The sequence below is a fragment of the Acinetobacter sp. GWC1_38_13 genome, from assembly GCF_001767535.1.
Taxonomy (GTDB): domain Bacteria; phylum Pseudomonadota; class Gammaproteobacteria; order Pseudomonadales; family Moraxellaceae; genus Acinetobacter; species Acinetobacter junii.
In genome coordinates, this window is sequence record NZ_MELG01000084.1 from 835 (window position 1) to 13,396 (window position 12,562).

15 protein-coding genes and 2 tRNA genes are annotated in these 12,562 nt (G+C 36.6%); 8 read left to right on the forward strand and 9 right to left on the reverse strand.

Annotated elements, in window-relative coordinates:
* Positions 1-216: 216 nt before the first annotated feature.
* The gene (locus A2003_RS08735) at positions 217-855 is read left to right on the forward strand and encodes a DedA family protein (RefSeq protein ID WP_112987640.1); all 639 of its coding nucleotides are present in this window, start codon (positions 217-219) and stop codon (positions 853-855) included.
* A 16-nt stretch (positions 856-871) separates the two neighbouring features.
* Here A2003_RS08735 and A2003_RS08740 read toward each other — a convergent pair whose 3' ends face one another.
* The 5 genes from A2003_RS08740 to A2003_RS08760 form a co-directional block, all read right to left on the reverse strand.
* Positions 872-1,462, reverse strand: a complete 591-nt coding sequence (locus A2003_RS08740) for a LysE family translocator (protein ID WP_112987641.1) — start codon at positions 1,460-1,462, stop codon at positions 872-874.
* A gap of 209 nt (positions 1,463-1,671) precedes the next feature.
* The gene (locus A2003_RS08745; protein ID WP_004956592.1) at positions 1,672-2,061 is read right to left on the reverse strand and encodes a hypothetical protein; all 390 of its coding nucleotides are present in this window, start codon (positions 2,059-2,061) and stop codon (positions 1,672-1,674) included.
* A gap of 9 nt (positions 2,062-2,070) precedes the next feature.
* The gene (locus tag A2003_RS08750) at positions 2,071-2,913 is read right to left on the reverse strand and encodes a ParA family protein (protein WP_004905614.1); all 843 of its coding nucleotides are present in this window, start codon (positions 2,911-2,913) and stop codon (positions 2,071-2,073) included.
* Positions 2,914-2,994: 81 nt separating this feature from the next.
* Positions 2,995-3,390, reverse strand: coding sequence for a SirB2 family protein (locus A2003_RS08755; RefSeq protein ID WP_286687174.1), 396 nt, complete (start codon positions 3,388-3,390; stop codon positions 2,995-2,997).
* A gap of 9 nt (positions 3,391-3,399) precedes the next feature.
* Complete coding sequence (locus tag A2003_RS08760) at positions 3,400-3,708, reverse strand: BolA family protein (protein ID WP_004905618.1); 309 nt, start codon at positions 3,706-3,708, stop codon at positions 3,400-3,402.
* Positions 3,709-3,947: 239 nt separating this feature from the next.
* Between A2003_RS08760 and A2003_RS08765 the strand changes: the two genes are divergently transcribed.
* Together A2003_RS08765 and A2003_RS08770 are read left to right on the forward strand one after the other, a co-directional pair.
* Positions 3,948-4,023 (forward strand) — tRNA-Gly (locus A2003_RS08765).
* A 45-nt stretch (positions 4,024-4,068) separates the two neighbouring features.
* Positions 4,069-4,144, forward strand: a tRNA-Gly gene (locus A2003_RS08770).
* 335 nt (positions 4,145-4,479) lie between these two features.
* On the opposite strand, the gene A2003_RS08775 is transcribed toward A2003_RS08770, so the two are convergent.
* Complete coding sequence (locus A2003_RS08775; protein WP_000587224.1) at positions 4,480-4,707, reverse strand: helix-turn-helix domain-containing protein; 228 nt, start codon at positions 4,705-4,707, stop codon at positions 4,480-4,482.
* A gap of 112 nt (positions 4,708-4,819) precedes the next feature.
* Between A2003_RS08775 and A2003_RS08780 the strand changes: the two genes are divergently transcribed.
* From A2003_RS08780 to A2003_RS08800, 5 genes are all read left to right on the forward strand, one after another.
* Positions 4,820-5,029 (forward strand): hypothetical protein, encoded by a 210-nt coding sequence (locus A2003_RS08780; protein WP_000122748.1) that lies wholly within the window; start codon positions 4,820-4,822, stop codon positions 5,027-5,029.
* 19 nt (positions 5,030-5,048) lie between these two features.
* Complete coding sequence (locus A2003_RS08785; protein WP_000201379.1) at positions 5,049-6,230, forward strand: site-specific integrase; 1,182 nt, start codon at positions 5,049-5,051, stop codon at positions 6,228-6,230.
* Complete coding sequence (locus A2003_RS08790; RefSeq protein ID WP_001084945.1) at positions 6,223-6,474, forward strand: hypothetical protein; 252 nt, start codon at positions 6,223-6,225, stop codon at positions 6,472-6,474. The genes A2003_RS08785 and A2003_RS08790 overlap by 8 nt, the downstream gene beginning before the upstream one ends.
* Positions 6,475-6,539: 65 nt before the next feature.
* Positions 6,540-7,082, forward strand: coding sequence for a DUF1376 domain-containing protein (locus A2003_RS08795; RefSeq protein ID WP_286687175.1), 543 nt, complete (start codon positions 6,540-6,542; stop codon positions 7,080-7,082).
* 10 nt (positions 7,083-7,092) lie between these two features.
* Positions 7,093-7,839: an ATP-binding protein gene (locus A2003_RS08800; protein ID WP_108675633.1), complete on the forward strand. Its 747-nt coding sequence runs from the start codon at positions 7,093-7,095 to the stop codon at positions 7,837-7,839.
* Positions 7,840-7,969: 130 nt separating this feature from the next.
* On the opposite strand, the gene A2003_RS08805 is transcribed toward A2003_RS08800, so the two are convergent.
* The 3 genes from A2003_RS08805 to A2003_RS08815 all read right to left on the reverse strand — a co-directional run bounded on the left by A2003_RS08805 (position 7,970) and on the right by A2003_RS08815 (position 12,477).
* A complete protein-coding gene (locus tag A2003_RS08805) occupies positions 7,970-10,861 on the reverse strand; it encodes a DUF3427 domain-containing protein (RefSeq protein ID WP_286687176.1) in 2,892 nt (963 codons plus the stop codon).
* Complete coding sequence (locus tag A2003_RS08810) at positions 10,858-11,250, reverse strand: (deoxy)nucleoside triphosphate pyrophosphohydrolase (protein ID WP_045126840.1); 393 nt, start codon at positions 11,248-11,250, stop codon at positions 10,858-10,860. The genes A2003_RS08805 and A2003_RS08810 overlap by 4 nt, the downstream gene beginning before the upstream one ends.
* A 246-nt stretch (positions 11,251-11,496) precedes the next feature.
* Entirely contained in the window at positions 11,497-12,477 is a 981-nt protein-coding gene (locus tag A2003_RS08815) for a hypothetical protein (RefSeq protein WP_045126839.1), read from the reverse strand.
* Positions 12,478-12,562 lie beyond the last annotated feature (85 nt).

The window sequence follows — 12,562 nt, forward strand, 5'->3', positions numbered from 1 at the left end:
TTTTAACTTAACACCAGTTTATGTATCTTCCTATTTGCAATAAACATCATATTTATTAATACATCGTTCCATTTTAAGAACAATAGTAACTAATTTAACAGCAATTCGTTATGCTTTGCATCATTAAGTAAAGTTACTAATTAATTTGCTTTTCTTACTGACATTAGACAGACGCACTGCTAGGATTTAGCTCAAATTTATAGTGTTAAAGCCTTCATGGAACTCATTGATTTTATTCTGCACGTTGACGAACACCTTTTAGAGTTTATTAAGAATTATGGTGTCTGGATTTATGCCATTCTCTTTTTGATTATTTTTGTCGAAACGGGTTTAGTGGTGATGCCATTTCTACCAGGCGATAGTTTGTTATTCGCGGCAGGTGCGCTAGCAGCATCAACTGGTGCAATGGATCCTTGGGTTCTCGGTGTCTTGTTATTTATCGCTGCAGTTCTTGGTGACACGGTCAATTATCATATCGGACGATACATAGGTCCTCGTGTATTTGAAATGAACTTGCGTTTCATCAATAAACAGCACTTGTTTAAGACTCAAGAATTTTTTGAGCGTCATGGTGGGAAAACCATTATCTTCGCACGTTTCGTGCCATTTGCACGTACCTTCGCGCCATTTGTAGCTGGTACAGGCAGCATGAATTATAAATACTTCCTGACCTATAACGTGGTGGGGGCGTTCTGTTGGATCGCATCATTCATTACTTTGGGTTATTTATTTGGAAATATGCCAATCGTGAAAGATAATTTTACGCACTTAATTTTCGGTATCATTATTATCAGTATCTTACCGGGTGTAATTGGTTTTCTACGTCAGAAAATGCAAAGCATTAAAGGAAAATAATGCTCTGCCCCATTGATTAAAAGAAACGAAAAATCATTGGTAAGGTACAAATAATCAATAACATAGCCGATCCTTTATACAAGTGGTCGGCTTTGATTCCTACCAAACTACCAGCCAATAATGCACTCCCAAAGATCATCCAAAAAATTGATACGGGTATCAACACTAAGCTAAACACTGCGAAAACCAATAATGCATTTTCAACGGAGTCCCATGTTTCTCTTGGGAAAATTCCTGCTGCCAATAACAATGTTTTAGGATTCTTTAGACTTGAAACAAATAGTCGAGGAGTTTTAATTTGTTGATGATGCTGATTATATTTTTGAAGATGTGAACTTTTCCATAAATGAAATGCTAGCCATAAAACATAGGCAACACTACAAACATGCAAAATGATGATTAAAGCAGGCCAAATTGGGTCAAAAAGATGGATAAATAACGCCCACAATCCGATCCCATAGATATAACCTAGCCACTCTACAGGTATATATGACAACGTTTTCAGCACGCCTTGTTGATGTGTTGAACTGGCTAATAAAGCATTCGTCGGCCCTGGAATGAGTAACACTGCGATCATCGCCAAAACAAAAAACCAACTCTCAATCATATAGATACCAACTGACTCAACATGCTCGCCACCTTATACGAAATTCGCTGCGACAAACAAGTTTTATGGGAAAAATGAACAATTTGAAATGAAGAAAATTGAAGATAGAATCAATTAAGACATTGTTATATTTATATTTTTAATGAAACATTTTGCTAAACTTTAATTGAGCATCACCAGCATAAACACCAGTGATGCACATATGAAGATTAAGAATTTGCACGCTGTTTGACAATAATTGGGCAACCTTTAAACTTCGCAGCCTGAACAATTGCATCTTGTTGACCCAGTACATTCGCAAGCTCAGTATTTTTGGTGTTCATCGACTGACCCATATTGACTGAGATCGAAGGCCCAAAGCCCCAACCGCCTTTACCCCAACCACCGCCAAGTCCAACTCCCACCCCTACGCCTGTGCGCTTCGGTGTTTGTACACCATTATCGATGTAATGCTGAATACGATTGTATTCTGCTTGTAGTTGCTGACAGTTTAATGACTGATATTGCGTTGGAGATACATAAGCAGGTTTAACCGTCGATGCACATGCACCGAGAAATAAGGTTGTTGCCAAAACTGGCAACCAATATAAACGCTTCATAAGCTTCTCTTATTTTTTTGCTTCAATCTCATTGAATAAAGTGACATAAGCAAGCGTCAATTTATGTTCAGCTGCGAGATGAACCAAAGGTAAATTCTTCTGATGTGATTCTTTCATCAAAACTGATGGTGGCAGCATACTTTCAAGTACAGGCAAACCATCATCTTTCAATTGTTGAACCACTTCACGTGGTAATTTTGCTTGAGCTTGATATTGATTGACCACAATACCTTCAATCTCTAAGCGATCATTATGATCATCTTGGGTTTCGATCACATTTTCAATCAAAGTTTGTAACGCACGTTTAGAGAAAACATCACAATCAAATGGAATTAATACGCGATCTGCTGCAATTAATGCGGATAAAGTAAAGAAATTGAATGCAGGTGGTGTATCAATAAAAATACGATCATAACGTGCACTAAGCGATTGAATTGAATCACGTAATTTATAAATTTTATGTTTGCTTTCTAATGCGTGTTCTAATGAACCTAGACTTGGGCTGGCAGGAATGACATCTAAATTTTCAAATGACGAACGATGTACATAACTTTCGAGCCCTTTACCACGTGGGGCTTTCAAAATAGAACCAATTGCATTACCAATCAGTCCTTTTTGTTGTGTTGTACCTAAGACATCTTCAAAGAAGTTCTCAATGTTTGGCTCTAATGCTGTTTTATCAGCAGAATATGTCGCATCTTCACCCAAAAGGTATTGGCTCGAATTTGCCTGTGGATCAAGATCAATAACCAAGGTTCTTAGACCTTGTTTAGCACTGATTGCTGCCAAATTGACTGTGATACTTGATTTTCCCACACCACCTTTTTGGTTAAATACCACACGAGTTAACATGATTTCCCTCTACAAGATTTTTTGTAAACTGCACGCAGTTTAACCTAGTGCTAAAACAATTACTAAAACAATGTCAAACAATCATGCAAAAACTGGCTTGATCATAACTAAGCCCAGAATACCCACTAAGGCCACTGTTCCGATCAATAAACCAGCACGACGTTGAACCAAAAGCACCGTATCATCTTTTTTATACATTTTGATCATCGAAGACCACAGTACAAAAAACAGGATGACTTTGGCATAGAACCACGGCTCGACTTGGAAGTTTTTCATATAAACCAGCACAGCACCCGTAACAATAATTAAAGTCAACGATAAATGCTGTAACCCTACGATCGCTTTACTTGAACTTGTATTTGGCTGTTGATTATCTCGCAATCCAATAAACAAAGTTGCTGCTCGAGCGACAAATATTAGAATGAGCAAACTCACCGCTGACATATGGATAATTTTGGTAATTAAATGCGCGTCCATAGTCGATTCCTAGTTTTTTGGTGCATGGGCACATTCAGGACTTGCTGGTGCTTGTCCTTGCCATTCTGAAGGGATATAAGCATGTATAGCTAAGGCGTGAATTTTCCCAGGACTCATCAGTTCCGCAGCAACCGCATAAATTTTCTGATGACGTTGCACGAGACGTAAACCTTGAAACTCTTCACTAACCACCACAACCTTAAAATGGGATTCTTTACCTGGAAAGTATCCACCATGACCTGAAGATTCATTGATAACTTCAAGGTGAGTAGGGTTTAACGTGTTTAAGCGCTCAATTAACTGTTGTTCTAAGTTCATCATTCACTCTGTAAATCAGATTGAGATAGTGCATTGATTATACATAACTACTTACATGAGGTCTGTGATGATTTCGGAGATACAAACGCAGAGTATCTGGGTAAAATAGATTAAAACTTCGCCTCTAAAGGTAAGTTTTTCGGTATTTTCTAGATAAATGCTTTTATTTTATGCAATTAAGCAAAAACTTTGCATAAAGTTGTTGACCCTTGTTTTGCTTAATGTATTATAGCTGGCACGCGGGAATAGCTCAGTTGGTAGAGCATAACCTTGCCAAGGTTGGGGTCGCGAGTTCGAGTCTCGTTTCCCGCTCCAGATTGGTTTTTTTAAGTGTAAGTTTTAGTAAAAACTGCTCAATATGCGGGAATAGCTCAGTTGGTAGAGCATAACCTTGCCAAGGTTGGGGTCGCGAGTTCGAGTCTCGTTTCCCGCTCCAAATTTAAAAGGCCCTAGTCGAAAGATTAGGGCTTTTTTCTTGTTGATTTTATTATATTTTTTAAAATTCCCCGTTCCTTTGTTATTCGAGTCAATAAAAAATATTCTTAATGTAATTTGTATTTTGTGACCAAGATGTGACCATAGCGTGCCCATAACTATAAAAATGCTCTTAATTGATCTCAAATGCTCTCATTTCATCACTACTTTTTAGCCCCCTCAGAGCTTTTTTGGCTGTAAAAAACACCAAACTCTTTTCAAAGTACAGTATTTTTTTACCAATCGTTCAATAATTTGTGACCATTTCACTTTTTGATGTGACCATTTGTGACCAAACTAGTCATTATCATTTTGATTATTATCAATTTTCTTAAAAATCAATAAATCACCCACTCCCACATCTAATGCAATACAAATTTTATCAATGGTTTCAAAATCAATCCGTACAGATTCATCATTATAAAGTTTGTGCAAAGTAGATTTATTAATTCCAGTACTTCTTACCAAATCAGCAACCTTAAGTTTCCTTTCTGCTAATAAAACTGCCAAGTTTGAAATAATCATAAAATTTCCTACTTAAATCATAAAAAGTACTTGCAACAACATAAAAATATGATAATTTATGTCTTAGGAATAATTTTTCCTAGTTACCTAGTAAAAAATATGAGGCTCTATTATGTCATATACCTATCTCACAGCCCAGCAACTGGCTGAAAAAATCCAGTACGACGCTCGTACTATTCGCAACCAGCTAAAGGACAGTGTCTTTATCGAAGGTGTTCACTACATCCGTCCTTTTGGTGGCCGCAAAATTCTTTTTGTTTGGGAACGCATTGAAACTGAAATGCTTAAATTCACTGGTTTAAGCATGGATGCCCTGCAATAAGGCTTAGGAGGTTTAACTGATGGCTACCATCCGGGAACGAAGTGGCAAACTGATTGCCGACTTTCGCTACATGGGCATTCGTTGCAGAGAAACAACCAATCTTGAAGACAATGCTTATAACCGACGCATTTTGAAAAAACGTCTCGAACAGCTTGAAGCTGAAATTACTTTGGGAACTTTTGAATACGAAAAGTACTTTCCAAAAAGTAACCGTGTTGAGGAGTTTAAGGAAAAAAGAAGTCAGCAAATTGCTGTACAGACCAAAGTTCCTCTTTTTAAAGAGTTTACTGAATTGTGGTTTAAGCAGAAACAAGTTGAGTGGAGAACCTCATACCAGCAAAAGGTTTCAATTGTGATCAAAAACTATTTGATTCCTGCTTTTGGTAATCAGGTTCTCTCGAAAATCAAGAAGTCAGACTTGCTGAACTTCCGTGCCTCTCTCGCCAAAGTGACACACGGAAAAGATCAAACAAGTCTGAAAGCATCGAGGATCAATCAAATCATGACGCCTTTACGTATGATACTCAATGATGCGGCTGAACGATACGAGTTTGAGTCGCCTTATAAAAATATTAACAATCTGAAGGAAAGCAAGATTGAAGTCACACCTTTTTCTTTGGAAGAGGTGCATAAAATTCTTACCACAGTGCGTGAAGACTTCCGCCCCTATTACACCATTCGCTTTTTTACGGGTATGCGTACCAGTGAAATCGATGGTCTGCAATGGAAAAATATCGACTTACAGCGTCGTGAAATCCATATCAGAGAAGCGTTAGTGAATGGTGTGCTTGGTGCAACCAAAACTTATGGTTCTGACCGCACGATCCAGATGAATGACCGCGTTTACCAAGCCTTTCTGCAACAGAAAAGCTTAAATAATGGTAAATCAGAGTTTGTTTTCTGCAATCGTGATGGTGGACCTCTCGATTACCGTCTGGTGAATAAACGTGTCTGGCATCCGATCTTGCGCTTTCTAGGATTGAAGTCTAGAAGAGCCTACCAAACACGTCATACAGCAGCAACTCTTTGGTTGTCGGCAGGAGAAAATCCGGAATGGATCGCACGTCAATTGGGACATTCAACGACTGAAATGCTATTCCGAGTCTATAGCCGTTACATTCCCAATGTTACGCGCCGCGATGGCAGTGCATTTGAAGCCATGTTGGAAAAACTAAATACAGAGGAGCTTGCACATGAATAGTAAAGCTTTCTTTGGTGGTGTGGTCGTCAGCCCTGAAGCAGATATGGTCGCTCGTGAATTAATCCATGAGCTACACATTCCGAAACTGCACAATCTGGCCTTTTTGCTGGAAATCAATAAATGCTTCGATGATCACCAAGCATTAAGACTCTGGCTACAGCGAATGCTAGATGAAGGGCAAGCTCATTACGATGACTTGGCTCAACAGGCCCGTCTCCGCTTAATGAGTCTCGCTCACTCATAAAACAAACATAAAAGGTCATCAAATCGATGACCTTAGCCCCTTTATACCTATAAAAAGGTCAACATATGAATAAAGATATTTCAATTTGGATGCCACTCTATATTGGCGACCTACAGGCGAAATTTGCACGAATGACAGCAGAACAAATTGGTGCGGCACTGCTGTTAATGATGGATTTCTGGAAAAATGGTGCCATTCCTCACGACCTAGCTACTGTATGTAGCATCACGAAATTACCGCAGCACACCAAGGCTAAAACTTTGTTAAATACGCTGATGGCCCTAGAATTGTTTGAAGTCGAGTCTGAGCAGATTCATTCAAATTTCTTAAGCAGTTTAAAAAGCCAAGCATTACAAAATCAGCAAATGAAATCTGATAAAGCTAAAAATGCAGCTCAGGCACGTTGGGGGAAATCCGCTAGTAATGCTCAAGCATCAACCAAGCACCGAAAAGTAAATGCTCAAGCAGCTCCTGAGAAGAGCCCGAGTATTACTCAAGTCATGCTTGAATCATGCCCTTCATCTTCATCTTCATCTTCATCTTCATCTTCATCTTCAAATTTTGAAGAAAAAAATGAGAGTTTTTTAGAAAATTCAAAGTGGATTTAGGAGATCAGTCATGAATACCATGCTTAAAACACTCCAGTTTCGCGCAGAAACAACGGAAACACTTTGCCCTACCCATCATATACCCCTGATGGAAATTGCAGGTCACAGGCTCTGTAAATTGTGTGCCAAAGAAACCGTCCATCACTCACATGCAGCCTATGAGAATGAACTGCAACAGCGATTGCTACAACAGAAAATTAAAAATTCAGGGCTCAATAAACGCTACCTGGATCGTGGCTTCAAGAATTATGTAGTTGCATGTCCTGCACAAGACAATGCCATCAAACTATGTCAGGCTTTTGCACAGCAGATTATTTCTGACCATTATCCAAACCTACTGCTCATTGGTACACCGGGTACAGGAAAGACTCATCTGAGTGCGTCAATCATTCGCAACATTCTGCATAACAGTACAAAATCTGCACGCTACTATACCAGTACAGAAATTGCTCAAAAAATGATGGATACCTGGTCAGATGCTTCACGCTCTGAAAAGGAAGTCATCGACCATTTCTCCAGTTTTGATTTATTGGTGATAGACGAATATGGCCTACATGACCGGCATGAGAAACGTCTGGAAATGGTACATAAGGTTTTATATAGCCGTTATGATAATATGAAGTCGACGCTGCTCATTTCCAATTTCACAGTCCAAAATATGCAGCGGGATTTAGGTGTAAGATTATGGTCTCGGTTACATGAGAACCATTTGATTGTAGTGCCGTGTTATTGGGATGACCGACGAATAAGCGGATAGCCAAACTCTTTGCTCAAGCCAATTATCTTCCGAGATAATTGGCTTTCTTTCTAAAGATTCAGAACATCTAACCCAGCAGATAACTCTCGGTTTCCACAATCAATATCCTATTAAGTTTGAACTATACATATCATATATTTACAAGATATTTATATAATCCATTTTCAACAGGCTTATTTATTCTAAAATCAATTTTAACAACAGAAACAGGACCAGCATCTGTTTGCATTAAAGTCTCTTGTGCACTACCTTCGATATAACTTAGAAAACCGATAAAATAGAAATCAACACCTTCATCATCATCTTTTTTCACGAATAAAGGTAGCAATGTTCCTTGTTGCTGTGCATTTAAAATCACCTGAACATCAGGACTAGAAATTTTTCTTTTTGATTTAGACATCCACTGAAAATGTTGCGGATCAATGAACTTATCTTCATATTTTGTACTATCAGAAATATCATCTGCTTTATGATAGGTGACAAATATTGGGCAATTTGATTTATCTTTACTAGCTAAATATCCACCCACATTTTGTGGGTTTTGATTTTTTTCCCAATTTAAAATACGGAATACATCTTTACGTCCATATTTTGCATAATAAACAAAACCACGGTTGAATTTAACTATATCAAAATCTTTAAAATATTTACTGATTGCATATTGCACATTATCATTTAAGAATTTTTTAAAAGTAGAGTTTTTAAGAGCTTTCTTTAAATCATTAGAAGCAAAAAAATAAGAATTTCTTATCCCTAAAGAGCTCATTGCCCCATGATCTTTAAAATATTTAGTCGGGTTAAAAACCATATTTAAATTATTAAGTATGGATACCAAATCATCTTTAGAAACACTGATTTGATATCTTTCCTTTACTTCATGTTGGAATGTTTCGACCTCTATTACATCTTGATCATATTGAATAATTTTCTCTAAAAGCAATGATTCTAGTACACGCTTTGTATTGTTAATTTCTAGAGCATAGAATTGTAATAACGCCTCTTCGAACTCATTTAAAGTTGGTGTAATTTTTCCTATCGGATTTATAAAGGAATAATAAGATTTTGCATAATTAACAAAACTAAATGGATCTCGCAAATCGGTTTGTAGAAAATCCATCATCATCGGCATACGACCAAGCCGAGTCTTTAATAACTTGTAATCATTCACTAAATCTTTTTTCATTTGAAAATTAGAATTATTAATCGAAGCAAAGATTTTTTCTTTAGCAATTTCATCAAAATGAATCGTCGATGCACCTGGTAATAATGAACCACCACTCGTCACTAATTTGCGCAATTGATCCTTATTAAATGAGCTGTCACCAAATAAAGCCATTGGGATTAGAAAGTTCTTTTCATAATTGCCAATGAAATCGATAACGGTCAGGTATTCTTTAGTTGCAGTTTTTCGTAGTCCACGACCTAATTGTTGGACATAAATAATCGATGACTCTGTTGCTCGTAGAAAAATTACTTGATTAATTTTAGGAATATCAATTCCTTCATTAAAAATATCAACCGTAAAAATCATTTCAATACGATGATTATCTGCCGAGCTGATTGACTCGATCGCAGCTGTTCGCTGTTCCGTACTATTCTCACCACTTAAAGCTATACTTTGAATCCCTAAGAGATTCATTTTCCCTGCAAGCTCTTTCGCTTCTTTAACGCTAGAACAAAAAACTAAGGCTCTTAATTCGCCGTTATCTGTACCAAACTTATCTGAAGCTTCTTTGATCTTTCGAGCACGCTCATCACTAATTAAATGACCAAAATCAGTATTATCATCAATCAGCTCTCCATCTATTTCTAAATCTGAAATTCCAAAATAGTGAAAAGGGCAAATGAGATTACATTCCATGGCTTTTTTAAGCCTAATTTCATAGGCTATGTTGTAATCAAATGCTTTGAAAATATCAATACCATCGCTTCTTTCTGGAGTCGCGGTCATACCTAAAAGAAATTTAGGTTTGAAATATTCTAAAATTTTTAAATAGCTAGCAGAGCCTGAACGATGACTTTCATCTATTACGATATAGTCAAAAGCCTCTGGTGAAAATTGAGTTAAATGATGATCTCTAGATAAAGACTGTATAGTGGCAAAAACATTATTGTACCCAGCTATATCTCGATTAGATCCTGAAAAAATAGCAGATTTAAAATCGGTCCCGAATACATTTTTGAAAGTCTGTTGTGCATCAAGAAGAATATTTTCTCGATGCACAATAAAAAGCATACTTTTTGCTCTGAAATTGCGTATATCAAAAGCCGAAAGATAAGTCTTTCCTGTACCTGTTGCAGAGATGAGTAAAGCCTTAGAAACATTGCCCTCTCGTAATTTTTCCAAACTACTCAAGGCTTCTTGTTGCATTAAATTAGGTGTAATTGAACTAGAAAGCTTTATGTTCTGTTGTGGTAGTTTCTGAACAAAGTGTTTTTGGGCCTGATATATTTCACTATATTGTGCTAAATACTCGTCAGTCAATTCTTGTGCATCATTAAATAAAGTCTTTTTTTTAAGCAGCATATCTTGCATAATTTTACTTTGAGGCAGAGCTCGAATAAAAATATTGAGCTCTTCATTTTTACTCAATGCATTAGCAGTTAAATTACTACTACCTAACAACACACTTATATGATCTTCACGCTGGAATAGGTAGGTTTTCGCATGTAAATCAGATTTCGTATCGATACGGACCTCAATATTCTTAAACTTTTTTAGTCTTTTTAGTGCATCTGGTTGAGTAAAATTAAGATACTGAGAAACTAAAATTCGACCAGGAACATTCCTGCGTTGTAAATTCTCTAGCAAAGAATAAAGTGTATTAAAACCACTCATGCTCAAAAAAGCTGTAGTGAACCAAAACCTTGTGCAATGTTCTAATTCACCTTCAAAGGTATTGATCACTTTTTCTAATGGATAATTATTTTGTACCAACTTAGTTTGATAAATATCTTCTGAATAGGAAGATTGATCAATGAAGCTTGTAATTAACCCTTTACTCAATGCATCTAGAATCATTTTCTTTGCAACTTATCAACAATAGGTAAATCTGCTGCTGCCCAATCGAGAGTAGTTAGTTCATCAGTAGTCAACCATTGATAATCCACATGTTCTAATAACTGTAAATCTTTATTATTGGTACGGCATAAAAATGTATTCAAAGAAATACTAAAGTCAGGATAGTCATAGTCAACCGTAATAAGATGTGAATGTACTACAATCTCCATGTTTAATTCTTCTTGAATTTCACGAATAATTGCTTGCTCTGGCGTTTCATCTTGCTCAACTTTCCCACCAGGAAATTCATATTTCAAAGAAATATAATCATATTTAGATGGTGCTCTTTGTACACATAAAATTTTATCTTCATGTTTGATTACGGCAGCAACAACAGCAATTTTTTTCATAGACAATATTTTTTAGATAAATGAGAATCTTACTATAAGCATAAGACTTAGATAAGACAGGCCTGTAATAATTAAGCATTTTGAATAGCTATCAAAATAAGACCGTCTCTTATCAAGTTTGTGAGGTCGAGTCCAACCCCTCTTACTTTTCAAACATTTCATGTTTAAATGTAGTGGCTGTACAATCGCCCACTTATTTTTAAAAATCACATTTACATATAACAATTTACCCATGTAAATTATGATTTATTTTAGTTGCTCACCTTTCAGTGTCACACGATCAAAACTATACACATGTGCAAAAGGACTCTCAACGCACCGTCCCACTAAAGGCATCTTTTGATCTGGTTTCCCACTCTTTAAGAGGACATCAGAAGCACATATCGGGCATGTACCTTTAAACTTTGTCACCCGAGTAATTTGATTTCTCTCTTTATCCCGATACATTTCAAGATCAGCATGATCTTCAGCGAATGAAATAAAACTCATAGGGGCTTTAATTACACGATGCTCTGGTAAATTCCATAACGGAATTGCCCAGTACTTAAACATAATAAATGAAAAGAAAATCAGACAACTAATCCAAAATAAGTCCAACGATGTAAAAGATTGTTCATCACTAACTAATACCAATGAAAAAATAAAAACATAAATAGCCCAGCCAATCACACTACCAAAGAGTACGGTAATCATTACCAGTCCTCTCAAGCTCTTATTTTGTAACTCGCCATTTTTAAAAATGAATTTATAAAACCACGACAGTTGAATGTCGGCAGGATTATTTCGCTCATAATGAACAATATTATCTTCAGGACTCTGATTATCTTCATCAACTTTAGCTGTAATTTTTTTTATTTCCAACCAATATATTCGCTCATTCCCCTTCCCACCCTTAGTATCATTTGTATTTACAAATGGGATGTATCCAAGCTCATCAAACACTGCACTGTGCCGGTGAATAACACACTTTAAAAAATCATTTAATCGTGAGTCATTGATCCATTTTCCAAGTTCTTTAGAATCCATTCTTTCCGCTGACAATTTTCCATCAACAGCAACTTTCAATTGCTGCCTGGAGTAAGTAACTTTCTCTTCAAAACCACTCTCATAACTCTCAATTGTTTTTTCAAATAACACCTTTAAACAATCATACGCCCTGTTGATCGTAGGCTGGTTCACTAGTAAACCATAAAATAATTTTAGTACTTTTATTTCTATTTCAGTCACTTATACACCCCACTTACCCGTATTACCCCTGTTAATACGGTGTTTTAGCGATTAAATCACAGTCATAGTAGAAGAGTAAATTAAC

What these genes read in the sequence shown, in the direction of transcription:
- A2003_RS08760 (WP_004905618.1), bottom strand. Translation starts at nt 3,708, where the DNA reads ATGAACTTAGAACAACAGTTAATTGAGCGCTTAAACACGTTAAACCCT.
- A2003_RS08750 (WP_004905614.1), bottom strand. Translation starts at nt 2,913, where the DNA reads ATGTTAACTCGTGTGGTATTTAACCAAAAAGGTGGTGTGGGAAAATCA.
- A2003_RS08785 (WP_000201379.1), top strand. Translation starts at nt 5,049, where the DNA reads ATGGCTACCATCCGGGAACGAAGTGGCAAACTGATTGCCGACTTTCGC.
- A2003_RS08775 (WP_000587224.1), bottom strand. Translation starts at nt 4,707, where the DNA reads ATGATTATTTCAAACTTGGCAGTTTTATTAGCAGAAAGGAAACTTAAG.
- A2003_RS08810 (WP_045126840.1), bottom strand. Translation starts at nt 11,250, where the DNA reads ATGAAAAAAATTGCTGTTGTTGCTGCCGTAATCAAACATGAAGATAAA.
- A2003_RS08795 (WP_286687175.1), top strand. Translation starts at nt 6,540, where the DNA reads ATGAATAAAGATATTTCAATTTGGATGCCACTCTATATTGGCGACCTA.
- A2003_RS08790 (WP_001084945.1), top strand. Translation starts at nt 6,223, where the DNA reads ATGAATAGTAAAGCTTTCTTTGGTGGTGTGGTCGTCAGCCCTGAAGCA.
- A2003_RS08745 (WP_004956592.1), bottom strand. Translation starts at nt 2,061, where the DNA reads ATGAAGCGTTTATATTGGTTGCCAGTTTTGGCAACAACCTTATTTCTC.
- A2003_RS08735 (WP_112987640.1), top strand. Translation starts at nt 217, where the DNA reads ATGGAACTCATTGATTTTATTCTGCACGTTGACGAACACCTTTTAGAG.
- A2003_RS08780 (WP_000122748.1), top strand. Translation starts at nt 4,820, where the DNA reads ATGTCATATACCTATCTCACAGCCCAGCAACTGGCTGAAAAAATCCAG.
- A2003_RS08800 (WP_108675633.1), top strand. Translation starts at nt 7,093, where the DNA reads ATGAATACCATGCTTAAAACACTCCAGTTTCGCGCAGAAACAACGGAA.
- A2003_RS08805 (WP_286687176.1), bottom strand. Translation starts at nt 10,861, where the DNA reads ATGATTCTAGATGCATTGAGTAAAGGGTTAATTACAAGCTTCATTGAT.
- A2003_RS08740 (WP_112987641.1), bottom strand. Translation starts at nt 1,462, where the DNA reads ATGATTGAGAGTTGGTTTTTTGTTTTGGCGATGATCGCAGTGTTACTC.
- A2003_RS08755 (WP_286687174.1), bottom strand. Translation starts at nt 3,390, where the DNA reads ATGGACGCGCATTTAATTACCAAAATTATCCATATGTCAGCGGTGAGT.